The sequence below is a fragment of the Pseudomonas sp. NPDC087358 genome, from assembly GCF_044900785.1.
Classification (GTDB): Bacteria; Pseudomonadota; Gammaproteobacteria; order Pseudomonadales; family Pseudomonadaceae; genus Aquipseudomonas.
In genome coordinates this window covers 48,503-71,935 of sequence record NZ_JBJDOA010000016.1, presented here as the reverse complement: position 1 = coordinate 71,935, position 23,433 = coordinate 48,503, and the positions used below count along the sequence as shown (strand labels likewise).

At 62.9% G+C, this 23,433-nt stretch carries 23 protein-coding genes; 3 read left to right on the top strand and 20 right to left on the bottom strand.

Translation table 11 applies throughout. From position 1 onward, the window contains the following. Nucleotides 1-36 precede the first annotated feature (36 nt). Together ACI2KS_RS26595 and ACI2KS_RS26590 are read right to left on the bottom strand one after the other, a co-directional pair. Entirely contained in the window at nucleotides 37-1,017 is a 981-nt protein-coding gene (locus ACI2KS_RS26595; RefSeq protein ID WP_404624003.1) for a FecR family protein, read from the bottom strand. Between the two features lie 146 nt (nucleotides 1,018-1,163). Continuing rightward, complete coding sequence (locus ACI2KS_RS26590) at nucleotides 1,164-2,918, bottom strand: OPT family oligopeptide transporter (protein ID WP_404624002.1); 1,755 nt, start codon at nucleotides 2,916-2,918, stop codon at nucleotides 1,164-1,166. 149 nt (nucleotides 2,919-3,067) lie between these two features. Here ACI2KS_RS26590 and ACI2KS_RS26585 point away from each other — a divergent pair, with 149 nt between their 5' ends. After that, complete coding sequence (locus tag ACI2KS_RS26585; protein ID WP_404624001.1) at nucleotides 3,068-3,655, top strand: NUDIX domain-containing protein; 588 nt, start codon at nucleotides 3,068-3,070, stop codon at nucleotides 3,653-3,655. Between the two features lie 178 nt (nucleotides 3,656-3,833). On the opposite strand, the gene ACI2KS_RS26580 is transcribed toward ACI2KS_RS26585, so the two are convergent. The 7 genes from ACI2KS_RS26580 to ACI2KS_RS26550 all read right to left on the bottom strand — a co-directional run bounded on the left by ACI2KS_RS26580 (nucleotide 3,834) and on the right by ACI2KS_RS26550 (nucleotide 10,623). After that, on the bottom strand, nucleotides 3,834-5,060 hold the full coding sequence (locus ACI2KS_RS26580; RefSeq protein WP_404624000.1) for a sugar MFS transporter: 1,227 nt from the start codon (nucleotides 5,058-5,060) through the stop codon (nucleotides 3,834-3,836). A gap of 160 nt (nucleotides 5,061-5,220) precedes the next feature. Then, nucleotides 5,221-5,571 carry an L-rhamnose mutarotase gene (locus ACI2KS_RS26575; protein WP_404623999.1) on the bottom strand — a complete coding sequence of 117 codons (351 nt, stop codon included), beginning with the start codon at nucleotides 5,569-5,571 and terminating at the stop codon, nucleotides 5,221-5,223. Next, entirely contained in the window at nucleotides 5,568-6,344 is a 777-nt protein-coding gene (locus ACI2KS_RS26570) for an SDR family oxidoreductase (RefSeq protein ID WP_404623998.1), read from the bottom strand. Before ACI2KS_RS26570 ends, ACI2KS_RS26575 begins: the two co-directional genes overlap by 4 nt. Continuing rightward, on the bottom strand, nucleotides 6,341-7,234 hold the full coding sequence (locus tag ACI2KS_RS26565) for an amidohydrolase family protein (protein WP_404623997.1): 894 nt from the start codon (nucleotides 7,232-7,234) through the stop codon (nucleotides 6,341-6,343). The genes ACI2KS_RS26570 and ACI2KS_RS26565 overlap by 4 nt, the downstream gene beginning before the upstream one ends. 163 nt (nucleotides 7,235-7,397) lie before the next feature. Continuing rightward, nucleotides 7,398-8,675 carry an L-fuconate dehydratase gene (locus ACI2KS_RS26560; protein ID WP_404623996.1) on the bottom strand — a complete coding sequence of 426 codons (1,278 nt, stop codon included), beginning with the start codon at nucleotides 8,673-8,675 and terminating at the stop codon, nucleotides 7,398-7,400. Between the two features lie 205 nt (nucleotides 8,676-8,880). Next, nucleotides 8,881-9,726: a fumarylacetoacetate hydrolase family protein gene (locus tag ACI2KS_RS26555; protein ID WP_404623995.1), complete on the bottom strand. Its 846-nt coding sequence runs from the start codon at nucleotides 9,724-9,726 to the stop codon at nucleotides 8,881-8,883. Nucleotides 9,727-9,882: 156 nt separating this feature from the next. Continuing rightward, nucleotides 9,883-10,623, bottom strand: a complete 741-nt coding sequence (locus ACI2KS_RS26550) for an SDR family oxidoreductase (RefSeq protein WP_404623994.1) — start codon at nucleotides 10,621-10,623, stop codon at nucleotides 9,883-9,885. 233 nt (nucleotides 10,624-10,856) lie between these two features. Between ACI2KS_RS26550 and ACI2KS_RS26545 the strand changes: the two genes are divergently transcribed. Beyond that, nucleotides 10,857-11,618 carry a FadR/GntR family transcriptional regulator gene (locus ACI2KS_RS26545; RefSeq protein WP_404623993.1) on the top strand — a complete coding sequence of 254 codons (762 nt, stop codon included), beginning with the start codon at nucleotides 10,857-10,859 and terminating at the stop codon, nucleotides 11,616-11,618. A gap of 142 nt (nucleotides 11,619-11,760) precedes the next feature. Here the strand turns inward: ACI2KS_RS26545 and ACI2KS_RS26540 are convergent, their stop codons facing one another. From ACI2KS_RS26540 to ACI2KS_RS26490, 11 genes are all read right to left on the bottom strand, one after another. Then, entirely contained in the window at nucleotides 11,761-12,594 is an 834-nt protein-coding gene (locus ACI2KS_RS26540) for an oxidoreductase (protein WP_404623992.1), read from the bottom strand. Nucleotides 12,595-12,653: 59 nt separating this feature from the next. After that, nucleotides 12,654-12,776 (bottom strand): hypothetical protein, encoded by a 123-nt coding sequence (locus tag ACI2KS_RS26535; RefSeq protein ID WP_404623991.1) that lies wholly within the window; start codon nucleotides 12,774-12,776, stop codon nucleotides 12,654-12,656. 60 nt (nucleotides 12,777-12,836) lie between these two features. After that, on the bottom strand, nucleotides 12,837-14,162 hold the full coding sequence (locus ACI2KS_RS26530; protein ID WP_404624033.1) for an MFS transporter: 1,326 nt from the start codon (nucleotides 14,160-14,162) through the stop codon (nucleotides 12,837-12,839). Between the two features lie 380 nt (nucleotides 14,163-14,542). Then, entirely contained in the window at nucleotides 14,543-14,827 is a 285-nt protein-coding gene (locus ACI2KS_RS26525; RefSeq protein ID WP_404623990.1) for a hypothetical protein, read from the bottom strand. A gap of 111 nt (nucleotides 14,828-14,938) precedes the next feature. Next, nucleotides 14,939-15,676, bottom strand: a complete 738-nt coding sequence (gene hutC, locus ACI2KS_RS26520) for a histidine utilization repressor (RefSeq protein ID WP_404623989.1) — start codon at nucleotides 15,674-15,676, stop codon at nucleotides 14,939-14,941. Nucleotides 15,677-15,939: 263 nt separating this feature from the next. Beyond that, nucleotides 15,940-16,776: an amino acid ABC transporter ATP-binding protein gene (locus tag ACI2KS_RS26515; protein ID WP_404624032.1), complete on the bottom strand. Its 837-nt coding sequence runs from the start codon at nucleotides 16,774-16,776 to the stop codon at nucleotides 15,940-15,942. A gap of 62 nt (nucleotides 16,777-16,838) precedes the next feature. Beyond that, nucleotides 16,839-17,510 carry an amino acid ABC transporter permease gene (locus ACI2KS_RS26510; protein WP_404623988.1) on the bottom strand — a complete coding sequence of 224 codons (672 nt, stop codon included), beginning with the start codon at nucleotides 17,508-17,510 and terminating at the stop codon, nucleotides 16,839-16,841. Continuing rightward, entirely contained in the window at nucleotides 17,507-18,166 is a 660-nt protein-coding gene (locus ACI2KS_RS26505; RefSeq protein ID WP_404623987.1) for an amino acid ABC transporter permease, read from the bottom strand. The genes ACI2KS_RS26510 and ACI2KS_RS26505 overlap by 4 nt, the downstream gene beginning before the upstream one ends. A gap of 171 nt (nucleotides 18,167-18,337) precedes the next feature. Next, nucleotides 18,338-19,189: a transporter substrate-binding domain-containing protein gene (locus ACI2KS_RS26500; RefSeq protein ID WP_404623986.1), complete on the bottom strand. Its 852-nt coding sequence runs from the start codon at nucleotides 19,187-19,189 to the stop codon at nucleotides 18,338-18,340. Nucleotides 19,190-19,297: 108 nt separating this feature from the next. Beyond that, nucleotides 19,298-20,674 (bottom strand): FAD-binding oxidoreductase, encoded by a 1,377-nt coding sequence (locus ACI2KS_RS26495; RefSeq protein WP_404623985.1) that lies wholly within the window; start codon nucleotides 20,672-20,674, stop codon nucleotides 19,298-19,300. A 4-nt stretch (nucleotides 20,675-20,678) separates the two neighbouring features. Continuing rightward, nucleotides 20,679-21,866: an alpha-hydroxy acid oxidase gene (locus ACI2KS_RS26490; protein WP_404623984.1), complete on the bottom strand. Its 1,188-nt coding sequence runs from the start codon at nucleotides 21,864-21,866 to the stop codon at nucleotides 20,679-20,681. Between the two features lie 404 nt (nucleotides 21,867-22,270). Here ACI2KS_RS26490 and ACI2KS_RS26485 point away from each other — a divergent pair, with 404 nt between their 5' ends. Beyond that, nucleotides 22,271-23,236: an isopenicillin N synthase family dioxygenase gene (locus tag ACI2KS_RS26485; protein ID WP_404623983.1), complete on the top strand. Its 966-nt coding sequence runs from the start codon at nucleotides 22,271-22,273 to the stop codon at nucleotides 23,234-23,236. Nucleotides 23,237-23,433: the final 197 nt, after the last annotated feature.

Here is a 23,433-nt window from a genome sequence, read left to right as displayed (position 1 = left end):
AGGGTGATTGCTGCTACGGCTTGGCAACAAACACCATCAGGTCTTTGGCGTCGAGCTGAGCACCGGATTGCCATCCCTGTTCTCGCTCAGGTAAACCGGCAGCACCTTGGGCAACGATTTGACCAGCCCCTTGATATCTCGCGTGTTGTAGACCCCACCGATGCGGATCCTGCCGGTGGCCTCGTCGGCCAGTTGCACGGGGCGTTCCAGGTAACGGTTGATCAGCGGCAGGGCTTCGTCCAGGGAGAGGTTGTCCAGCACCAGCTTGCCGTCTCGCCATGCCAGCGAGGAATCCTGGGCGTAGGTCTGGCGGATCTGCGGCTCGTAGTCGCCTGACTTGTAGCTGGCCTGCATCCCCGGATCCAGACGGTAGCCATCACGCTGGCGATTGCCGGTGACCAGCACCGAACCCTTGAGCAGGGTGACGCGCACCTGGTCCTCATACTTCCAGACGTTGAATTCGGTGCCGGTCACCCGGATCTGGCCATCGGCTGCGCGCACGACAAACGGGTGTGCGGCCGAACGGCTGACCTGAAAGAACGCCTCGCCGTCGTCCAGCGTGACCCGACGTTGGTCTTTGTAGTTGGCGTAGGTGAGGTGAGTGCCCAGATTCAGCTCGACCTGACTGCCATCGGCCAACGTCACGTGGCGGACCTGGCCGTCGGCTTCAAAACGCTGATAGGCGTTTGGCACCCAGCCCATGTTCCAGCCGGCGATACCGGCCAGTGGTATGGCCAACAGGCTGATCGCCGCCGCGACCGCGTACTGTCGCCAGTTCCGGCGCCTGACCGGTAGCGGCAGCAGCTTGTCGGCCGGGGAGCGGGGCAGGTGATCGGCGACGTCCCAGATTTCCAGCATCGCCTGGTACTCGACGGCATGCAGGGGATCGGCCGCCAGCCATTGGGCGAACGCTGTTCGTTCAGCCTCGGTGCAGTCCGACTCGTGCAGGCGCATGCACCAATGCGCGGCGGCGTCGGCGATGCTGTCCTGAACGTGGGAATCGTGTGCGTCGGTCATCGATCAGTCCTGATTTTGCGCATTCTAACCTTCGAGGCAGGGCCGGACCAACCATCATGGCAAATGCATATCATCGTTTCACGCAAAATCACCACCAATCGGCGAACGGTCGCGCGCCTCAATCACCGGCAGGCGCGGCCAGCCGTTCAGAGATGAGTTGCCATGGCCCAGAATGACGCGCCGACGCCGGTGATGCTTTCCCCGGCGATCAGGCCTGCGGCAACAGTGATCGCAAAGTGCGTGGTGATATCCGGCCAGCGCTGCGCGACCAACCAGGTCAGCAGGGCACCCAGCGCCATCATCAACGAGGTCGAGGTGGGCAGCACGAACGCCAGGCCCAATGCGGCGGCACTGGGCAGAAAACGCGCCAGTCGTGCAGGCAGCAGGCTGTCGAGCAGGCCCAGGACCACGCCCGCCAAGTCAGCGGATGCGATCGCCCAGCGTACGCCAGCCGGCAACGAGCCCAGGCCCTGGGTCAGGGTCTGCGCCACGGCTTTCCAGGTGGCCACCGCCGGCGCCGGCCACTCCTCGGTCAACAGCATGTGCTGCGGATCGGGGATCAACGCCAGGTACACGACAACGCCGACGATACTGCCGATGAAGATGCCGATGCACTGGGCAATCATCTGCTTTTTCGGGGTCGCGCCAATCGCCAGCCCGACCTTGAAATCGTTCATCAGGTCGGTGCTCTGGCCAGCGGCGCCGCCGGCGGTATTGGCACTCATCAGGTTGATCGGCACCTGTCCCGGGGCAATCAGGCCGAAGGTCAGTTGCGAGAGTTTGCCGATGGCGCCGATGGGCGCGATGCCGGTGGTGCCGACCACGCGTGCGGCAACGATCGCCAGGCAGATCGCCAGCGGGATCGACAGCAGGGCCATCCAGACATCGATGCCGAACAGCGCGGCTTGCAGGCTCACCACCAGGATCACCGACGTCACCAGGCCCAGTGCCGGCGCCAGGGCGAGTGTCGAACGGTCGAACACGCTGTGCCCGGGCCCCGACCGCGGTTTGTTCAGGGCCTGGATCGACAACGAAGTCAGGGTCGAGCACACCATCAGACTGACGCCGGGCCACAGCAACCATTCCACGAGGCTGGCGAACTGCGGACCGGTGCTGCCTGCTGGCACATTCACCAGGCCGTGGGCCAACAACCACGGCGACAGGCAATCCCAGGCCACGACCGCGCCGGCCAGCAGGCTCAAACCGACGCGGATACCGATGATGCCGCCGAAGCCCAGCAGCAATAACGAAGGATCGGCGGTAAAGGTCAGCCGCTCCAGCTGCTGGGTGGGTGCCCAGCGCGGTATCGCCCAGACAAACTCGTCTAGCCATTTGACCGAGGCTGAGAGCAGGGCAGCGCTGAACAGCACCTTGATCCGAATCACGGCCTCATGACCGTGTTCATAGATGTGTTGCAGGGTCTCCAGAGTCGCCATGCCTTCGGGAAATTTCAGCGCGTGGTCATTGAGCAGGGCCGGGCGCAGGTACCAGGCGATCCAGATGCCGAGAAAACTCACCGAAAACACCCAGGCCATCATCGGCAGCGGGTCCAGTTGCTGACCGGTGAGCAAGGTGTATGCGGGGATCGGCGCCACCAGACCACCGGAGATGATCGAGGCTGCGGCCGAGGCCACGGTCTGGTTGATGTTGCTTTCGTGCAGGGTCCATGGCGGCAGGTTTCGGTTGCGGCGTGCCAGGCTCTGCCAGACCGCAAAGCCCACCAGCAGGGCGATGATCGACATGTTGAACGACCAGCCGATTTTGAGCCCGGCGTAGACATTCGACGGCGTCAGCAGGATGCCCAGTAGCGCCCCGGTCAGGACCGCGCGCAGGCTCAATTCGCGTTCGATGCGCACCATCGATCGAGCGCTTGAAGTATTCGCGAAGCTAGGGCGGCCCATGGCAGATCCTGTGCTGAGAGTCGAAAATGCGTCCTGAACAAGTGAGCCCGAAGGCGGCCGAAGGTTCAGTGCCGGGCTCGCCGCCCTGTTCGAGCGCTGCTAGGGTGTGTCGGTGTCTATCGAACAATCCGACCTGCCCAAGGACTCCCATGCCCTCGACCCCCATCCGTATCACCGCGCAGGAAACGCTGTCTGACAACTGGTATGTGCTCAAGAAGTACAGCTTCGAGCTGCAACGCCGCGACGGCAGCTGGCAGCCGCAGACGCGTGAGGTCTACGACCGTGGCAATGGCGCGACCATCCTGCTGTACAACATCGGGCGCCGCACCGTGGTGCTCACCCGGCAGTTCCGCATGCCGGCTTTCGTCAACGAACACGACGGCTACCTCATCGAAGCGGCCGCCGGCCTGCTGGACAACGCAAGCCCGGAAGAACGCATCCGCAAGGAGGCCGAAGAGGAAACCGGCTACCAGGTCAGCTCGGTGCAGAAGATCTACGAAGCGTTCATGAGCCCCGGTTCCGTGACCGAGCGCATTCACTTCTTCATCGGTGAGTACCAGCCCCATGATCGGGTGGGCGACGGTGGAGGTCTGGAGGAGGAGGGCGAGGACATCGAAGTGCTGGAAATCGATTTCGAGGAGGCCATCGCCATGGTCCAGAGCGGCGAGATCTGCGACGGCAAGACCATCATGTTGCTGCAGTACCTGGAGCTGCGGCTGATGAATGCGCAACCCTGAACCGGAACGGCAGGAGCACGCGCGATGCGTGTTCCTGCCGTTTTTTTTTGCCTGGCACCTTTCCCTGTAGGCGTGAGCTTGCTCGCGATAGCAGAGTGTCAGTCGCCGTATGCGTCACAGGCAGACCGCAATCGCGAGCAAGCTCACTCCTAGCCAGGGTGGTAGTCAGACCCTCCGATTACTGACTCCGCAACCCGCTGCGGCCATAAAACGCCACGATCACAAAACACGCCAGTGGCAGCAGGTAGGCCAGTGCGGTGGAGAAATAATCGGCCACCAGGCCCATGAAATATGGCATCAGCGCGCCGCCGACGATGGCCATGATCAGGAACGAACTGCCGCGTTTGGTGTGCGGTCCCAGGTTTTTCACGCCCATGGCGAAAATGGTCGGGAACATGATCGACATGAAGAAGAACACCGCGACCAGCGCCACCACCGAGATGTTTTCCACGCCGCTGACCACCACTGCGCACAGCGCGACGTTGATCCAGGCGTAGACCATCAGCAGGCGTTGGGCCGGGATGCGGCCCATCAGCCAGGTGCTGAAGAAGCGTCCGCACATGAAGCAGATCATCGCCACCGACAGCAGGTAGGCGGCGCTCTGGCTGGTCATGCTGGCCCAGTGTTCGGTCACGTAGTTGATGAAGAACGCGCCCACGCCGACCTGCGCGGCCACGTAGAAAAACTGGGTGATCACGCCACCGACGAACGCGCGATGCTGCCACAGGGTCTTGCTGTCGCTGCGCTGGATCTGAGTTTCCTGCTCGCGCAGATCGGGCATCGGTGTACGCGCGAACATCGCCGCCACCAGCAGCACGATCACGGCGATGACCACGTAGGTGGTTTGCAACGAGGTGTTGTCACTGCTTGCCGCGCTGCCGCCGAAGAACAGCGCGCCGCCAAGCAAGGGGCCGACGAACTGGCCCAGCCCATTGAATGATTGCGCCAGGTTCAAGCGACGTTCGGCGCCTTTGGGGTCACCCAGTACCGTGGCATAGGGATTGGCCGCGGTTTCCAGGCAACCCAGGCCCAGGGCAATGACGAACAGCGCGAACAGAAAGAACGGAAAGCTTGCGGCACTGGCCGCCGGCATGAACAACAGCGCGCCGGCCGCGTACAGGCACAACCCCAGGAGAATCCCGGCCTTGTAGCCGAAGCGATCCATCAGCAGGCCTGCGGGCAGGGCGATGATGAAATACGCGCCGAAGTACGCCGCCTGCAACAGGCCGGACTGCGCCTTGCTGACGTGCAGGGTTTCCTGGAAGTGCTTGTTGAGAACATCGAGCAGGCCGTAGGACAGGCCCCAGAGAAAAAACAGCGTGGTGACCAGCATCAATGCCAGGCGCACCGAGGGGACGGCTTGCCGGTAGAGCCGGGTCTGGACTTTCGTGTCTTCGGTCAACATGACGCTCTCCTTTTGTTTTTGTTGAGGCGTGAAGCGTGGTGAGACAGGCGCATTACCCCTGCAGGAGTAAGCTTGCTCGCGATAGCGATCGTTCTGTGTCTGATAGGTTGCCTGACACGCCGTTATCGCGAGGGAGCTCACTCCTACAGCTTTTGTTGAACTACTGAGGCTGCTCCGCCAGACTGAAAATCCGCTGCATCGGCTGCCATTTGTTGCCCGGCTCGGTCCATGGCGTGGGCTTCTGGAAAGCCCACATCAGCTCTTCCCATTGCTGCACCCTGGGGTGCTCGGCCGAGGCTTTGTCCATCGTTTCGGCGCGGAATTCAGGCGCGGTTTCCATGACCATGAACAGCCGCGTGCCCAGGCGCCAGATCTGCATGTCGAGCACGCCCTGGCGGCGCAGGTGGTCGGCAATCTCGGGCCAGATGCGCTGGTGCAGACGCTGGTACTCGGCGATCAACGCCGGGTCATCGGCAAGGTCCAGGGCCTGGCAAAATCGCTGTCCGCTCATGTCAGCGCCCGGTCCAGATGGGTATAACCGCCGTCCACCACCAGCCATTGTCCGGTGGTGTGCGAGGCGCGGGACGACAGCAGAAACAGCACGCTGTCAGCGATTTCAGCCGGGGTGGTCATGCGCTGGCCGAGGGGGATCTTCTCGACAATCTTCGAAAGCCTGGCTTCAGGGTCGGCGAAGCTCTCGATCCAACGCTCGTACAGCGGCGTCATCACCTCGGCCGGAATCACCGCGTTGACCCGCACACCGTCACCCAGCAAGGACGCCGCCCACTCGCGGGTCAGCGACAGTTGCGCGCCCTTGGAGGCGGTATAGCCGCTGGTGCCGCCCTGGCCGGTGAGGGCGGTTTTCGAACCGATATTGACGATGGCGCCCCGGCTCGCCTTCAGCGCATCGACGCACAGGTGGGTCATCAGGTAGTAGTGGATCAGGTTCTTTTCCAGCGATTCGATAAAGGCGCTGCGCCCGGCCTCCAGCCCGACGTTGTCGTTGACCCCTGCGTTGTTGACCAGCCCGTCGATGTGGCCAAAGCGCTCGAGCACTTTGCTCACGGCTGCCGCGCATCCGGCTTCGTCACGCAGTTCGACGTGCACGAACAGGCTTTGCGCCTGGCGCCTGTCGAGTTCGGCGGCAAGCTCTGCGGGCAATGGTTGATTGGCGAAGATCACCGGGATCGCGCCTTCCTCGGCCAGTCCCAGGGAGATGGCCGCGCCGATGCCGGAGCCGCCGCCGGTAACGATGATCACTTTGTCTTGCAGATGCAGATTCATGGACAGTTTCCTTGCAGGCCATAAAGGCGAATGGCGGTGCCGCCGCGGATGGCCGCCTGTTCATCGGCGGACAGTTCACTGATGGCGGTCTCGAGCAGGTGGTGCACTTCGCTGTAGCTGCCGGCCAGCTGACACACCGGCCAGTCGGAGCCGAACATCAGCCGCTGGGGGCCGAACAGCTCCAGCGCCAGGTACAGATACGGCAGCAACTCGACCGGCCGCCATTGCTGCCAGTCGGCCTCGGTGATCAGCCCCGACAACTTGCAGCTGACATGCGGCAGGGCCGCCAGCGGCGCGAGGCGATCGGCCCAGGCGATGGGGTCTTCCCGAGCCAGGTCGGGTTTGCCCAGGTGGTCGAGGATCACGTGGTGCTCGTCGTGACGCTTGCACAAGTCGGCAGCGGCGTGCAGGTCGGCGTCCCTGATCAGCAGGTCGTAGGTCAATCCGCGGGCCTGGACCAGGCGCAGGCCACGGGCGAATACCGGGTCTTGCATGAACAGCGAGGGCGAGGATTCGTCCTGGATCTGGTGACGAATGCCCACCAGTTTGCCGGGCGCTGAGTCGCGTTGCAGGTACCGCGCAAGCGAGCGTTCCAGGTCAGCGCCGCGCAGGTCCAGCCAGCCGACCACGCCGCTGATCCAGGGGTATTGCCCGGCCAGTCCAAGCAGAAAATCAGTCTCATCCAGGCTGTGCCGCGCCTGCACCGCCACGCAGCCGGCGATGCCGTGCTGGTCGAGCAAGGGCTTGAGATCCGCGGGCAGAAAATCGCGACGCAATGCAGCGTGGCGTTCATCGATCCACGGGTAGTCCTGCGCCTGATAGCGCCAGAAATGCTGGTGAGCGTCCAGGCGCACCGCGGGCGCTGGATGGTTTGTGCCTTGGGACGACATTGTTGTTGTACTCCGTCCTCGGTGGTTCAAGCTGAATTCGCCCCTGTAGGAGTGAGCTTGCTCGCGATCGCGGTCTGCCTGTGACGCATACGGCGACTGACACTCTGCTATCGCGAGCAAGCTCACTCCTACAACGAGTAGCGTTTATCAGGGCCGTATTTGTTCAGCCGAGATACGCGTATTGCCTGCGCGACGCCTCTTTCATCTGGATCGAGAACCCCGGCGCGGTCGGCGGCATATACGCGGCGTCACGAATAACGCAGGGGTCTTCGAAGTGCTCGTGCAGGTGATCGACGAACTCCACCACGCGGCCCTCATGGGTACCGGCGATGCACAGGTAGTCGATCATCGACAGGTGCTGGACGTATTCGCACAGCCCCACGCCCCCGGCATGCGGGCAGACCGGCAGCTGGTATTTGGCGGCCATCAGCATCACTGCCAGCACCTCGTTGACCCCGCCCAGGCGGCAGGCGTCGATCTGCACCACGTCGATGGCTTCGCGCATGATCAGTTGTTTGAAGACGATGCGGTTCTGGCACATTTCGCCGGTCGCGACCTTCACCGGCAGGACGCCCAGGCGAATCTTGCGATGGCCCTCGACATCGTCCGGGCTGGTTGGCTCCTCGATGAACCACGGCTTGGCGAAGGCCAGCTCGCGCACCCAGTCGATGGCGGCGTCGACTTCCCACACCTGGTTGGCGTCGATCATCAGCTGGCGGTCCGGGCCCAGTACTTCGCGGGCGATGCGTACCCGGCGAATGTCATCCTGCAGGTCTCGACCGACCTTGAGCTTGATGTGCGAGAAGCCGCCATCCACCGCTTCCTGACACAGGCGGCGCAGCTTGTCGTCGGGATACCCCAGCCAGCCGGCGGAGGTGGTGTAGCAGGGGTAGCCGTGAGCTTCCAGGTGCTGCCGGCGCTCGGCCTTGCCCTTGGCGCGGTCGCGTAGCAGCGCCAGTGCTTCGTCGGCGGTGATGCAGTCGGTGATGTAGCGAAAATCGATGCAGCGCACCAGTTGTTCGGGGCTCATGTCGGCCACCAGTTGCCACACCGGTTTGCCTTCGGACTTGGCCCACAGGTCCCAGGTGGCGTTGACCACCGCGCCGGTCGCCAGGTGGATCGCGCCCTTGTCCGGGCCGATCCAGCGCAACTGGCTGTCACTGGTGACATGGCGCCAGAAGCGTCCCATGTCTTCGGCGATCCACTCAAGCGACAGGCCGACCATGATGCCCGCCAGGGCGTTGATCGCCGCGCAGCAGATCTCGTTGCCGCGGCCGATGGTGAAGGTCAGGCCGTGGCCTTGCAGGGTGGGGTGATCGGTTTCCAGAATGACGTAGGCCGCCGAGTAATCCGGGTCGGGGTTCATCGCATCGGAGCCGTCCAGGGACTGCGATGTGGGGAAACGAATGTCTTCAACGCGCAGGGCGGTGATGGTGGTCATGGCGGGTCCCTTTGGAATTGTTTTGGGTCTTCGCGATGTCTGTCGGTGGCGCCATTGACGTCGACACATCACGGTCGCGAAGCAGGCCCTTGTAGCAGTCCGGCTTGCCGGCGGTGGCGATCACAGCCTTGTCACCGCCGGCAAGCCGGGCTGCTACAGGTATACGTACGGTGCATCGTCAGGCCATGCAATGACGCGCCTTCAATCACGCATCCACTGTCAGTTGTTGCTGTTCGCCCAGGCCTTCGATGCCCAGGCGCATGCGCTGGCCGGCACGCAGGAACACCGGCTCCGGCTTGATGCCCAGGCCCACGCCCGGCGGGGTACCGGTGGAGATCACATCACCCGGTTGCAGGCTCATGAACTGGCTCAGGTAGCTGACCAGTTTGGGGATCTGGAAAATCATGGTGCGGGTGTTGCCGTTCTGGTAACGCTTGCCGTCGACTTCCAGCCACAGGTTGAGCTGGTGCGGGTCGGCGATTTCATCCTTGGTCACCAGCCATGGGCCCAATGGTCCGAAAGTGTCGCAGCCCTTGCCCTTGTCCCAGGTGCCGCCGCGCTCGATCTGGAATTCGCGTTCGGACACGTCGTTGATCACGCAGTAGCCGACCACGTGCTCCATGGCGCTGGCTTCGTCGATGTAGCGTCCGCCCTTGCCGATGACCACCCCCAGCTCGACTTCCCAGTCGGTCTTCTTCGAGTTGCGCGGGATTTCCACGTTGTCGTTGGGGCCGACGATGGCGCTGGTCCACTTATTGAAAATGATCGGCTCTTTGGGAATGTCGGCGCCGGTTTCGGCGGCGTGGTCGGCGTAGTTGAGGCCGATGCAGATGAACTTGCCGACCTGTGCGACACAAGGACCGACGCGCGGGTTGCCCTTGATCAGCGGCAGACTGTCGGGGTCCAGCGCCTGCAACTTGCCGATGCTTTCCGGGCTCAGGGCGTTGCCCGCTAGGTCGTCGATGAATTCCGACAGGTCGCGAATGCCACCGTTGTTGTCCAGCAGTGCCGGGAGTTCTTTGCCTGGTTGGCCGTAACGCAGCAGTTTCATGGGGTGTCCTTTTTTAATTGAATAATCGGAATCTGGCGCCTGTCCCTGTAGGAGTGAGCTTGCTCGCGATAGCGGTCGGCCTGCGCCACGTGTCTTGACTGACAGGGTGTTATCGCGAGCAAGCTCACTGCTACAAGGGTTGAGAATATATGAACGTCAGTTACTCCAGCCGCCGTCGATGATCTGCGCCGTGCCGGTCGTAAAGCCGCTGGCGGGGGAGCCGAGATATAACGCCAGTTGCGCGATCTCCTCTGGCGTGCCCAGCCGGCCCATGGGCTGGCGGGCTTCATACGCCGCGTACACCTGGTCTTCATCGCGCTGTTCGCGGGTCGCTTGTTCGGCCACCCGTTGGCGCAGCGAAGGAGACTCCACGGTGCCGGGGCAGATGCAGTTGCAACGGATGTTCTGCCCGACAAAATCGGCGGCCACCGAGCGGGTGATGCCGATCACCGCCGCCTTGCTCGCGCAATAGGCAAAACGATTGGGCACGCCCTTGATGGCAGAGGCCACCGACGACATGTTGATGATCGATCCACCGCCGTTGCCCAGCATGGCCGGCAAGAAGGCGCGGATCATCTTGTACATGGCAGTGACGTTGAGGTCGAAGGCGAAATTCCAGTCCTTGTCGGAACATTCGAGGATGTTGCCGCTGTGCACCACGCCTGCGCAGTTGAACAGCACATCCAGCGCGCCGATTTCAGCCGCCAGGCGCTCGATGGCGGCGTGGTCGGTGACGTCCAGCACGTGTTTGTGCACGCCCTGCAGAACGTCCAGGGCAGCGCCGTTGATGTCGACGGCGAACACCTCCGCTCCTGCATTCAGGTAAGCCTGGACACTGGCTTGACCGATGCCTTGGGCGGCGGCGGTGATGAGCACTCGCTTACCGGTGAGATCCATGAGCAATCCTTGTTTTTATTGGAGACGACCGACCTGTCAGGTCTAATGGTCAGGCCATCGGCGACGTCGGCAGTGTGTCGGCAAGCAAGCTCAACGCTGAGAGGTTTGCTATGATCCGTTCACTGCAGCGATCCAATGGTCAGGCCATTGGTCCTGTTTTTAGCACTTGTCTTGGACCGCAACAAGGTCATTTTTTTGTTGATCAGTGTTTTGTCACCTTGAGCCGAGTTCCGATGCCTATCCAAGCTATTGATAATCAAAGGCTTTACCGCCAGATCGCTGACCAGCTACGCGCCTTGATCGACAGCGGTGAATTTCCACCGGGCAGCCGTCTGCCGGCCGAGCGTGAGTTGGCCAAGCTGATGGGGGTCAGTCGTGCCTCTGTGCGCGAGGCGATGATCGCGCTGGAGGTGATCGGTCTGGTGGATGTGCGGGTGGGCAATGGCGTGCTGGTCTGTGAACCGCCGGTGCGTTTGCTCTCCGATGAGCCAGTGATGACCCAGGCAACCCGCGATCAGTGGAAGGACATCGATCCCGAGCTGGGTATCGAGGTGGATTTCAGTGCAGAGATTCCGCCGTTCGCCTTGCTTCAGGCGCGCCGGTTGATCGAGCCGGAAACCGCAGCCCTGGCCGCGCAGCATGCCAGCGATGACGAGCTTGAGTCGATCCGTGCCGCGTTCGAGCGCAACACCACCGACAACCGCGACCACTCACACACCCATCCGGGCGACCGCCTGTTCCACATCCGCATCGCCCAGGCGTCCGGCAACCCGGCGTACGCGCTGATGATCCAGCATCTGCTGGGCCATCAGTACGGCAGCATGTTCCAGCGGCTACAGGCGCATTACACCTCGGACGACATGCCGTTCCGCTCGGAGCACGAACACCGCTTGATTCTGCAAGCCCTTGAAACCCGCGACCCCGACGCCGCACGCAAGGCCATGGCCGATCACCTGGACGAGGTGATCCGGATATTCAGTCGGGGAGGAAGTTAGCCGCGCAGCTTTTGATTCGGCCCGCAGGGCGTAGGAGCAAGCTTGCTCGCGATCTGCCGGGCACCGGCAGTAAATCCAGAGCATGCGGTGTGTCTGGTACAGCCGGGCAATCCTGCTGGCTGCCCGTGCCCGGCAGATCGGTTTAGCCGTCAGTAGACCGCGTCACCTCTTCCCACTCGGCGATCTGCGCCTCCAGCGCCGCCAGCTTGTCGCGCACCAGTCTCAGTGCATCGCTGCCCAGCAGCAAATGGGCAGGCGGTGCGTCGCTGTCGATCAGCTTGAGCATCGCATTCGCAGCCTTGATCGGGTCGCCGGGCTGTTTGCCACTGCGCTCTTCGCGGGCCTTGCGGATCGGGTTGAATGACTCGTCGTAATCGGCGATCTGGCGCGGCGAACGTTGCATCGAACGGCCGGCCCAGTCGGTGCGAAAACCACCCGGGGCGACGGCGGTGACAAACACGTTGAACGGCTTGAGCTCCTTGCCAAGCGATTCGGAAATCCCCTCCAGGGCGAACTTGCTGCCATGGTAATAGGCGATACCGGGCATGGTGATGAAGCCGCCCATCGAGGTGATGTTGAGAATATGGCCGCTGCGACGCTGGCGGAACAGCGGGACGAAGGCCTTGGTAATCGCCACGGCGCCGAAGACGTTGACGTCGAACTGGCGGCGCAACTCATCGAGCGACGATTCCTCGACAATGCCCTCATGGCCGTAACCGGCGTTGTTGACCAGCACATCCACCGGGCCGAACGCCGTGTCGACTTGATTGATCACCGTGTCGATGGCATCGAACTCGGTCACATCCAGCAGCACGCCGTGAGCACGGCCTTGTGCCTGGGCTTCGAACTCGGCCACTGCTTCCTTGCTGCGCAGGGTGCCGATGACCTTGTGTCCGGCGGCCAGCGCCTGTTGTGCCAGGGCTTTGCCAAAGCCACTGCTGACGCCGGTGATGAACAGGGTTTTTGTCTTGCTCATGTCGTTTTCCTCACGAGGCAGATGCCGTTGCTTGATCAGTCCATGTTAGGAAGGTTGGGTCACAAGACGCTGTACCAGTTCTCCGGGATGCTTGCCTGATCCTGCATAGCCGGGTTCTGACGCAGCGAAACGCCGCTGTAGGCGTGAGCTTGCTCGCGATAGCGGCTGGCGCTGTGGCGCATGTGTTGACTGCCAGGGTGCTATCGCGAGCGCGCTCACTCCTCCAGGGAATATCAGGCCGATCAGGTCCGAGCATTCGCCGTATTCTTCGTCACCAGGCGCAAGCCACTGGCCACGCTGCCCACCGCCGCAAAACCTGCACCGATGCTCAGGGCCAAGGCCGGGCCGTGTGTGCTGGAGATGCCGAAGCTCAAGGCCACCAACGCAGCGCCTGTGGCCTGACCGATCAGACGGGCGGTGGCAATGGTGCCGCTGGCGCCGCTGGAGCGTTCTTTCGGGGCGCTGGTCATCAGGGCTTTCTGGTTCGGCGCCTGGAAGAAACCGAAGCCGATGCCGCAGACAATCATGCGCATCACGATCGACACCACGCTGGCGTCGGCAGGCATGCTCGCCAGCGAGATCATCCCGCAGCACAGGATCGCCAGGCCGATGCCGCCGAGCAGGCCCGGCGGGTAACGGTCGGACATGCGGCCGGCAAACGGCGCGATCATCGCCACCACCACTGACCAGGGGGTCATCAGAAAACCGGTCTGCACCGGGTCGCGGCCCAGCGAGGTCTCGAAGAAAAACGGCAGCGACACGAACGCAAGGCCTTGGGTGGCGAACGAGCAGAATGCGGTCAACGCCGACAGGGCAAACATCGGCCGCTTGAGCAGGTCCAGCGGGAACATCGGCGCCGGATGCCCGACTTCACGCTTGAGCATCGCGGCGCCGCCCACCAGGAAGATCGCCAGGGCGATCAACACGCTGCTCATCGAACCCAGTTGCGCGGCCTGGCTCAGGGCGAAGATCAGCGCGCCGAAGGTGATGACATTGAGGATGGCGGTGATGCGATCGAACGTCAGGCTCCCGGGTTTGACGGACGGCAGTGAATTCCAGGCGAACACCAGCGCGAACACGCCGATGGGCAGGTTGATCGCAAACAACCAGGGCCAGTTGGCTACCGACAGCACCAGCGAGGCAATGGTCGGGCCGATGGAGAACGACACGCCGACCACCAGGGCGTTCATGCCCAGGCCACGACCGAGGCGTTCGTGGGGGAAGATCGAGCTGATCAGCCCGGCGTTGACGCTCATGATCGCGCTGGCGCCCAGGCCCTGCAGCACACGGGCCACGGTCAGGGTCGGCAATGACCAGGAAAAGGTACACAGCGCCGAGGACAGCACAAACAGAATCAACCCGCCCAGATAGACCTTGCGCTGCCCCAAGACACCGCCCAGCGCCGCGAACGGCAACAGCGTGGCGACGGCCGCCAGCTGGTAGGCGTTGATGATCCACACCGACGCGGCGGGGGAGGCATTGAGGTCGGCGGCGATGGTCGGCAAGGCGGTGTTGGCGATGGCGGTATCAAGGGTGGCCAGGGCGATCGACAGCAGAATCGCCACCATGCCGCGAAATTCGCGGGTGGTGAGCTTGTCGCCAACGCGCGGGGAATCCTGAGTGGTGGGCTGGACCATTATCGGCAACGCTCCGGGGCAAACGGCGGGCAGGTCTGCATGCACAGACGAAAGCCAGATGGTGCCGGTTTGTTAGGGGGCTATGCAATGGGCAGATGCTTGAGTTTGAGCGGTTTCGTAGCGTGTAGATGACTCTGCGGATGCGGCTTTACGTATCCGATCCCCCCACAAACCCTGTAGGAGTGAGCTTGCTCGCGATCACGGAACACGCGATCACGAACCAGGCGATCCCGGCGCATCCGTCGGCCAGCCCGGCCCCGTCCCACCGCCATCGCGAGCAAGCTCACTCCTACAGGGAAATGGATGAAGCTTCAGCCGCCCTGCGTATCGATGTCGGCATCCTTGGCGCCGGTGTCTTTCTGCTCACTGGTGGTATCGGGCGATTTCTGCTCTTGCGGCTCGAAGTCCGGGGTGTAGCTGTTGCCGGACTGATTGCCGTTGTTCTCCTGACTCTGCGCGCCGTTGTTGCCCTGGCTTTGCGCGCCGCCCTGACTCTGCGCTGAAGGCTTGTCATGGCCCATGCCGTTGTCCGGGGTATCCGGATCGATGGCCGGGTCGTGGCGTTCGGTGGTCTGTGAGTTGTCTTCGCTAGCCATATGCACCTCTTGTCTGCGCCCCGTCTGCGGGACTTACAGATATCGAGGGCAGGGCGCGGCAGGGGTTCGATGAATCTGCTGACCGGCTGTCTTTGATCTGGAGCGCGGCGCTCAGCTGTCGCGATAGACACCCGTGACCGGCAGGCGGCTGCCCAGGCGATAACGGGACGACGGATGCACCAGGCGCACGTAGGTGACGACCCGGCCGTTGTTCCAGGTGCGGCGCATCAGCACCAGACAGGGTTCGCTGGCATCGATCTGCAGGTGTTTGAGTTCATCTGCCGACGGGTGACTGGCCTCGACGATGTGTTCCATCTCGTCCGGCTGGATGATCTGCAACAGGTAGCGCGCCGACTGCAACAGGTCGCCGAACGGCTGCTGAAGAAACTCGGGCGCGGTCAGCGGGTTGACGTAGCGGTCTTCCAGTTGCACCGCGATGTCATCCTCGTAATGCACGCAGAGCAGGTGAAACACCGATGCGCCGGTGGGCAATGACAGCGCCGAAGCGATGGACATCGACGCGGACTCGCGGGCCAGATGCAGCACCTGGCAGCGGTAGCGATGACCGCGGGCGAGGATTTCGTCGGCAATGTTGGTGATGTGCAGCAGGTTCGACTGCGGCTTGCTCTCGGCGACGAAAGTGCCAACGCCTGAGACCCGCAACAGACGACCCTCCTCGGTAAGTTCGCGCAGGGCTCGGTTGACCGTCATGCGCGACATGCCCAGTTCCAGCACCAGGCGATTCTCCGACGGGATCAGATCGCCCGGTTTCCATTCTCCGGAGACAAGCTTGCCCTGCACGAAGTCCTTCGCTTGCCGGTAAAGGGCTTGCGGTGCCGGCTTGTCCATCAGTGATCCTCCTCATATGAATCGTCACACCGAAATCCCCCCGCGTGATCGTTCCCCACGCTCTGCGCGGCAATGCAGCCCCTGACGCTCCGCGTCAGCCCACGGCTGGACGCAGAGCGTCGACAGCGGCATTACCACGCGCAGCGTGGGAACGAGCATCGTATCCATCGTCGTACGCCGCGACTCCTGTAGCAGCGCGGCTTGCCGGCGGTGGCGACCTGAGGCCCGCATGCGCTGGCAAGCCGCAGTGCTACATGTCTGGTTTACAGTTGACTGGCCTCTTTGCCGTCCTGCCAGAACGCATTGCGGTCCAGATAGTTCTGCAGGAACTGCTGCAGGCGCGGTTGTTCGGCATTGTGGAAAATCTGCTGCGGCGTACCACGGGCGACCACCTCACCCTGATCGAGGAAGATCACCGAGTCGGCCACTTGCGCGGCAAAGCCCATCTCGTGGGTGACCACGACCATGGTCATGCCTTCTCTGGCCAGGGTCTTCATGACCTGCAGCACCTCGCCCACCAGCTCCGGGTCCAGCGCCGAAGTTGGCTCGTCGAACAGCATGATGTGCGGCTCCATCGCCAATGCCCGGGCAATCGCCACGCGCTGCTGCTGGCCGCCGGACAACTGCGCAGGGTAGGCGTCGGCCTTGTGCGCCAGGCCGACCTTGTCGAGCATCGCCATGCCGCGCCTGCCAGCTTCATCGGCCGACAGCTTGCGCACCCGGCGCAGCGCTTCACAGACATTGCCGATGGCGGTCATGTGCGGCCACAGGTTGAATTGCTGGAAGACCATGCCGATGTTGCGCCGCACTTGATTGATCTGCGACTGCGGCGCGCGTCGGCGGCCCTTGTCGGTGTTCTGCCAGCCGAGCAACTGGCCTTCGATGTGAATCTCGCCCTCGTCGTACTCTTCCAGAAACGCCATGCTGCGCAGCAGAGTGCTCTTGCCAGAGCCGGACGGGCCGATCAGGCACACCACTTCCGAGCGTTGCACCTTAAGGTCGATGCCCTTGAGTACGCGCAGATTGCCGAAGCTTTTGCCGACCTTGTTCAGCGTCACAATGGTCGGCTGCTCGCCGGGCGCTGTTGCCGAAGTCTTCATGCGTTCACCTTGTTTCTGGGGTGTATCGGCGGACACCGCGCCGCTGGGGATCAGGAGACTGTTCATCGTGGTTGCTTGTTCATGAAGCGGCCGACACGGGTTTCCAGAAGCATGCCCAGCCGCGAGCACAGTTCCACCAGAATCAGGTAGCCGATGCACAGCATCAGCAGGGTTTCGACGAAGGCGAAGGTTTCCGAGCCGATGCCGGTCAGAACCATCGTCAGCTCCGGAATGGTGATGATCGACAACACGGCGGTTTCCTTGCACAGCACGGTGATCATGTTGATCAGCGCCGGAAGAATGATCACCAGCATCTGCGGCACCTGAATCCGCCAGATGCACTGCAGGCGGGTGATGCCCAGGCAGTCGGCGGCTTCCAGTTGGCCGCGGGCGACCGATTCGAAACCGGAGCGGAAGATTTCGGCGAAATACACGCTGCCGTAGACGCCAAGGCCAAGAATACCGGCGGGGATCGGGTCCAGGCTCAGGCCGAACGACGGTCCGCCGTAATACACCAGGAACAGCTGCACCAGAAAGGGTGTGCTGCGGATCAGCTCGATGAACACCCGCAGGGGCGCGCGCACCAGGTTGTTGCCGAATACCTGGGCCACGGCAATCAACATCCCCAAGGCGATGCCCAGCACTACCCCGCTGCTCCAGGTGCCAAGGGTGACCAGAAAGCCCGAGGCGATATCGCCTAGGTGCTCGGTGATGATTTTCGGGTCGAAGATCATGCGTTCTGCTCCTTCAAGCGGCGCTCGAGCAGGCTGCCGCACCAGGCCAGCGGAATGTTGATCAGGCAATAGAAACCGGCCAGCATCAGGTAGTCCTGAACGAACATGTAGTCGCTGGCCGCGAGGTTCTGCGCCGTGCGGGTCAGGTCCGCCAGACCGACCACCGAGACCAGCGACGAGGCCTTGATCAGCAGGATCATCTCGTTGACCAGCGCCGGCAGGGTCAGGCGAACGGCCTGGGGCACACGGATACGCAGCAGCATCTGGCTGGCGCTCAGGCCCAGCAGGCCCGCCGCTTCAAGCTGGCCGCCGGGGATGGCGAGGAAACCACCGCGCATGATCTCGGCGATGTAGGCACCGGCTGCCAGCGACAGGCCAATGATCGCCGCCACCGTGGGCGAGACATTGGGCAGGCCGATGCGCGGCAGGAAGTAATAGATGAACAGCAACTGCACCAGCAGCGGGATGCCACGGAACACGAAAATATAGGCCCCGCCCAGACGGCGGAGCAGGGGCACTGGCGACAACCGCAGGCTGCCGACCACGATACCGATGACAAAACCGAATGCCAGAGCGGCAATGGAAACCTGCAACGTCACCCACAGGGCGCCGAGCAATAGAGGCGCGTTTTGCTGCAGCAAGGGCCAATCGAACACGGTGTTTCTCCAGCGTATGAATCGTCATGCGCCGACCCTGTAGGAGTGAGCTTGCTCGCCAATGCGCTGTGCCTGCTACCGCTGGGGCGTCTGACACAACGCAATCGCGAGCAAGCTCACTCCTACAAGTCGTGCATCGATGCGGGACGATGCAGTTGACTCAGCGGTGAATTACCAGGTCGGTTCGAAATCACCCTTTGGCACGTCCATCTCGGCACCCAGCCATTTCTTCTGCAGGGCAGCCAGACGGCCGTCTTCGTGCATCTTGGTGACGGCTGCGTCGAGCGCGGCGATCAGGCTGTCGGCGTCGGCATCCTTGCGGCCCAGGTAGGCGAAGTAGGATTTCTTGCCGAACGGCGGTTGCACCACTTTGTACAGATTGGCTTTCTGCGCCGCGACGTAGGAGATGTTGGGCAGCGAGTTGGCCACCGCGACGATGCGCTTGGCCGCCAGGTCAGCGTAAGCCTGGTTGTTGTCGACGTATTCGCGAATGGTGACCTTCTGCGGTAGGGTCGCGGCGAAGGCTTTCAGTTCTTCGAGCTGCGCCGAGCCCTTGCCGGCGCCCACGGTCTTGCCGGCGATGTCTTCAGGTTTGTTGATGCTTTCGTCCTTGGCGCCGACCATCAGCGCCACGGTGGCTTCGGCAATCGGCGCGACGAAGTGATAACGCTCTTTACGTGCCTTGGTGACGATGATCGGGCCAGCCACGACGTCGAATTTCTTCGCTTCAAGGCCTGGCAGTACGCTTGGCCATGGCAGGTCGAGGAACTTGATCTTGACCCCCAGCTCCTTGCCCAGTTCTTCGAACAGTTCGGCGTTCAGGCCTTTCTGTTTACCGGCATCGAGAAAGTCGAACGGGGCGAATTGCATCTCGGTACCGACCACCAGTTCACCGGCTTTCTTCACGTCGGCCAGCTGGTCAGCGTGAGCCACCAGCGGCAGGGCTGCCAGCGCCGCAGCGATGCTCAGGCTTTTGAACGTCTTGCTGAACACTTTCTTACTGAAACCAGAATCGAATTGCATGGGGATGCTCCTTGGTCAGATGCAGTGCGGTGTCGTCGTTATGTGGGCAAAGGCTGGAGTGGCGCTGCAGTTAGCGTGCCATACCGGTATATACAACCGGCGGATTCGCTAGCTGAAGATTTTCCCCGGATTGAGAATGCCGTTGGGGTCAAAGGTGTGTTTGAGCTCGGCCATGGCTTGCAGCGCCGGGGCGTTGACCGAGTGATGCAGAAACTCGCGTTTGAGCAGGCCGATGCCATGCTCGGCCGAAACCGCGCCGCCCAGTTCGCCGACCGCGCTGTACACCAGCTCTTCGATTTCCAGGATGGGCGCGGGCTGGGGCAGGGTGTTGCAGTCCACGGTCAGGTGCAGGTTGCTGTCACCGATGTGGCCGAAATACACGCTGTGGTTACCGGGCCAGCGCTGATCCAGGCGCTGGCGACACAGGTCGGCGAAGTCGCCGATCTGGCCGATGGGCAGGCTGATGTCGAAGTTCAGCGGCGCCAGCCGCACCGGGAATTCGGCGGTGGCTTCGCGGATCTTCCACAGGCTGCGTGCTTGTGTCTGTGAGGTGGCGAGGATGGCATCGAGCACTTCACCGGCCTCCAGCGCTGCCTCCAGGGTCTGCTCCAGCACGTCGCGGGTGGCCGAAGATTCGAGCAGCACGTACAACGGATGATGGTCAGGCATTGGCGCAACGGGGTTCTCCAGCCACGACACGCCCATGGCAAAGAAGTCCTGCCACATCAGCTCATAAGCCTGTGGGGTGCCGGCACTGCGCTGGACGCGACGCAGCAGGGCAACCGCGCTGGCATAGTCGGGCAGGGCGCAGAGCAGGGTGGTCGACTCGCCCGGCTGCGGCGCCATCTTCAAAACGGCACGGGTAATGACCCCAAGCGTGCCTTCGCTGCCGATGAAGCACTGTTTCAGGTCATAACCGCAGTTGTTCTTGATCATCTTGTTCATCAAATTCAACACGCGGCCGTCGGCCAGCACCACCTCAAGGCCAAGCACCAGGTCGCGGGTCATGCCGTAGCGGATCACCGCGTTGCCCCCGGCGTTGGTGGCGATGTTGCCGCCGATCTGACACGAGCCACGGGCGCCCAGGTCCAGCGGCAACAGAAAACCGGCGTCGGCCACCGCCTGCTGTATCTCCTGCAACGTGGTGCCTGCCCTGACCGTGACGGTGGCTGCGGCGAGGTCGATTTCTTCGATGCCGCGCAGGCGATCCAGCGACAGCGCGATATCGCTGGAACGCGGCACGGCGCCGCCCGCCAGGCCGGTCATGCCACCTTGGGGGACGATCGATTGCCCGGCGGCATTACAGATGCGCAGGGCCTCGGCGACCTGCTCGGTGTCTTTGGGCAACAGCAGCGCCGCCGGGCACGTCGGGGCGTGGCGGGTCCAGTCGCTGTAGTGACGCTGGCTGATCGCCTCACCGGTCAGCACCTGCGCATCGCCCAGGGCCTGGCGTAACTTGGAGAGGGTCTGTTGCAGGTCGCTCATGGGCTCAACTCACAGTGAAAGTGGCGTCAGGCCTACGGCTGGCGCGCAATTGATTCAGGTCCGGCTGGCCGAGCAGGGTCAGGGCCAGGCGCAATTCGTTGGCCAGCAGGTCCAGCGCATGACCGGCGCCGGCCTGGCCGCCGACCGCCACGCCATACAGGGTCGCGCGGCCCACGAGCACGGCGTCGGCGCCCAGTGCGCAGGCCTTGAGAATGTCGGTGCCGCGGCGGATACCGCTGTCGAGGATGATGCTCAGCCTGCCTTTGACCACCTCGGCGATGGCCGGCAGGCAATCGAGACTGGCCGGCACGCCGTCCAGCTGACGGCCGCCATGGTTAGTCACCACGATCCCGTCCAGGCCCAGCGCCACCGCCTGTGCGGCGTCCTCTGGGTGCATCACCCCTTTGAGCAACAGGCGGTGTGGCCAGCGCTCGCGCAGACGGGCGAGGAATTCCCAACTCAGCTGTTTTTCCATCTTCTCGCCGATGAAGTGCGCGGCCCCGGCGGCATTGCGCTGGTCGGCCGGCAGGTAGCGGTCGAGGTTGGCCATGCTCGGCATGCCGTGGGGCCACAGCGCCTGTCTGATCCAGCGTGGGTGGCACAAGACGTCGAGCTTGTTGCGCAGGCTCAACTGGCGCGGGCGGGCGAAGTTACGTTTGTCCCATTCGCGGTTGCCCAGCAGCACGGCGTCAGTGGTCAACAGCAGCGTGCGACAGCCTGCGGCGTCGGCCCGCTGCAGCAGGTCTTCCTGCACAGCAGGGTCGCTCATGCTGTAGAGCTGAAACCACAGGTCGACGCCGGGCACTGCGGCGATGATCTGTTCCAGTGAGCTGGTCGAGACGGTACTGAGCGTGAAGGGCACGCCACGCTCGGTGGCCGCACGGGCCAGGTGAATGTCGGCGTCGCGGTACAGCATGCCGTTATAGCCGGTCGGGGCGATGGCCATGGGCAGCGCCTGCTGGCCGCCGAGCAGCGTACGGCGGGTGTCAGGGGTGTGCCAGGGCACCAGGGTACGCGGCAACAGTGCGACCTCGGCGAAGGCCTGACGGTTGCGCGCCAGGGTCAGTTCTTCTTCGGCGCCGCCTTCCAGGTATTCCCAGGCGAAATGCGGCAGCCGCCGACGGGCCATGTGCGCCAGTTCGGCAATGCTGTGAGCGCGAAGAAAATCGGTACCGGCATGATAGCGACGCATGTGAATCCTTGGGCGCGTGCGACAGACACAAGCTGTATAGACAGCTGACGCAAGATGCAGGCCAGTTCGCGACGGGAAGCAGGGTGCGGGCTGGCGCTGACTGACTGCAACAAGCCGGGGCGGGATGTCACCAAAAGTTGCACCGATTGGGCCCGCCATGCCCGCTGCTGGGGCGTTGGGAAACCCGGTGAGCATCGGTGTATTCGTACCTGTGGGAGCTGCCGGAGGTTACGACGGTGGCGAATGAGCTGTACGCGGTGTGGCAGGCAGACCGCATTCGCCACTGTCGTAACCTCCCGCAGCTCCAATAGGTTCTTCGGCGTCTGGGCCATTTGGGCTTCGGCACACTAAATGCTTCACCTGTCTATACAGCTTGCCCGACCCGTTCAATCACAGGAGCTCGCATGACCGTTCACACCAACCTTCCGCTGATCGACATGGCCGGTGTTCGCGACGGCGACCAGGCCGCGATCGTGCGTGCCGGGGCAGCGATTCGTAAGGCCTGCAGCGAGAGCGGGTTTTTCTACATCATCAATCACGGCGTACCGCAGGGCGTGATCGACAGCGCCATGGCGGCGGCGAAACGCTTCTTCGCCCACCCCGCCGAAGTCAAACGTCAGGTCGCGGTGAACAAGCGCCATCGCGGCTGGCATGCCTTGGGCGGGGCGTTGATGTACGAAGCGACCAAGCCGGACTTCAAGGAGTTCTTCAGCATCGGTCTGGAGCTGCCGGAGGATGATCCCTGTGTGCTGGCGGGAGAGGCCTTGCGCGGCCCCAACCAGTGGCCGGCGTTCATGCCCGAACTGCGACTGGCGCTGGAGGCCTATTACCGGGAGATCGGCATGGCCGGCGCCGATCTGCTCAAAGCGGTGGCGGTGGGGTTGGGCATCGAGCCCGCTTTCTTCGCGCCCAAATACGCCAAGCCCCTGCAACGCACGCAGATGGTCTATTACCCACCGCATCCGCCGCTGGCCGAAACCGATCAGTTCGGCGTCGCCCCGCACACCGATTACGGTTGCATCACCCTGCTTTATCAGGACAACAGCGGCGGCCTGCAAGTGCGTGAACTGGGCAGCAACAGCTGGATCGATGCCACGCCCATCGAGGGCAGTCTGGTGGTCAACGTCGGCGACCTGCTGGCGCGCTGGTCCAATGATCGCTTTCGCTCGACCTTGCACCGGGTGATCAACCAATCCGGGCACGAGCGCTACTCCATCGCCACGTTCTACGACCCCACCTATGGCGCAGTGGTCGATCCCTGCGACCTGGGCATTGAAGCCGCGACCAGCCTGTATCCGCCGGTGGCGGCGGGGGATTACATTCTCAAGCGAATCGACGATTCGATGGCCTACCGCAAGAAAGCGCAGTGACCTACAGGCGACGGGACTCACTGTAGGCGTGAGCTTGCTGGCGATTGCGGTATGTCATCAGCAACAAAGCGCCTGATACGGCCTCATCGCGAGCAAGCGAAGGCTTACAGGGTTTATGCCTTCCACAAAAAAGGGGAAGCAGACGCTAATCTGCTTCCCCTCTTGCCGCTTGAAGCTTTTCGCTTGAGGCTGCTTCT

Bases quoted from the DNA above. Each gene is read 5' to 3' on its own strand.
- ACI2KS_RS26595 (WP_404624003.1), bottom strand. From the start codon at position 1,017: ATGACCGACGCACACGATTCCCACGTTCAGGACAGCATCGCCGACGCC.
- ACI2KS_RS26590 (WP_404624002.1), bottom strand. From the start codon at position 2,918: ATGGGCCGCCCTAGCTTCGCGAATACTTCAAGCGCTCGATCGATGGTG.
- ACI2KS_RS26585 (WP_404624001.1), top strand. From the start codon at position 3,068: ATGCCCTCGACCCCCATCCGTATCACCGCGCAGGAAACGCTGTCTGAC.
- ACI2KS_RS26580 (WP_404624000.1), bottom strand. From the start codon at position 5,060: ATGTTGACCGAAGACACGAAAGTCCAGACCCGGCTCTACCGGCAAGCC.
- ACI2KS_RS26575 (WP_404623999.1), bottom strand. From the start codon at position 5,571: ATGAGCGGACAGCGATTTTGCCAGGCCCTGGACCTTGCCGATGACCCG.
- ACI2KS_RS26570 (WP_404623998.1), bottom strand. From the start codon at position 6,344: ATGAATCTGCATCTGCAAGACAAAGTGATCATCGTTACCGGCGGCGGC.
- ACI2KS_RS26565 (WP_404623997.1), bottom strand. From the start codon at position 7,234: ATGTCGTCCCAAGGCACAAACCATCCAGCGCCCGCGGTGCGCCTGGAC.
- ACI2KS_RS26560 (WP_404623996.1), bottom strand. From the start codon at position 8,675: ATGACCACCATCACCGCCCTGCGCGTTGAAGACATTCGTTTCCCCACA.
- ACI2KS_RS26555 (WP_404623995.1), bottom strand. From the start codon at position 9,726: ATGAAACTGCTGCGTTACGGCCAACCAGGCAAAGAACTCCCGGCACTG.
- ACI2KS_RS26550 (WP_404623994.1), bottom strand. From the start codon at position 10,623: ATGGATCTCACCGGTAAGCGAGTGCTCATCACCGCCGCCGCCCAAGGC.
- ACI2KS_RS26545 (WP_404623993.1), top strand. From the start codon at position 10,857: ATGCCTATCCAAGCTATTGATAATCAAAGGCTTTACCGCCAGATCGCT.
- ACI2KS_RS26540 (WP_404623992.1), bottom strand. From the start codon at position 12,594: ATGAGCAAGACAAAAACCCTGTTCATCACCGGCGTCAGCAGTGGCTTT.
- ACI2KS_RS26535 (WP_404623991.1), bottom strand. From the start codon at position 12,776: ATGCGCCACAGCGCCAGCCGCTATCGCGAGCAAGCTCACGCCTACAGC.
- ACI2KS_RS26530 (WP_404624033.1), bottom strand. From the start codon at position 14,162: ATGGTGGCGATTCTGCTGTCGATCGCCCTGGCCACCCTTGATACCGCC.
- ACI2KS_RS26525 (WP_404623990.1), bottom strand. From the start codon at position 14,827: ATGGCTAGCGAAGACAACTCACAGACCACCGAACGCCACGACCCGGCC.
- hutC (WP_404623989.1), bottom strand. From the start codon at position 15,676: ATGGACAAGCCGGCACCGCAAGCCCTTTACCGGCAAGCGAAGGACTTC.
- ACI2KS_RS26515 (WP_404624032.1), bottom strand. From the start codon at position 16,776: ATGAAGACTTCGGCAACAGCGCCCGGCGAGCAGCCGACCATTGTGACG.
- ACI2KS_RS26510 (WP_404623988.1), bottom strand. From the start codon at position 17,510: ATGATCTTCGACCCGAAAATCATCACCGAGCACCTAGGCGATATCGCC.
- ACI2KS_RS26500 (WP_404623986.1), bottom strand. From the start codon at position 19,189: ATGCAATTCGATTCTGGTTTCAGTAAGAAAGTGTTCAGCAAGACGTTC.
- ACI2KS_RS26495 (WP_404623985.1), bottom strand. From the start codon at position 20,674: ATGAGCGACCTGCAACAGACCCTCTCCAAGTTACGCCAGGCCCTGGGC.
- ACI2KS_RS26490 (WP_404623984.1), bottom strand. From the start codon at position 21,866: ATGCGTCGCTATCATGCCGGTACCGATTTTCTTCGCGCTCACAGCATT.
- ACI2KS_RS26485 (WP_404623983.1), top strand. From the start codon at position 22,271: ATGACCGTTCACACCAACCTTCCGCTGATCGACATGGCCGGTGTTCGC.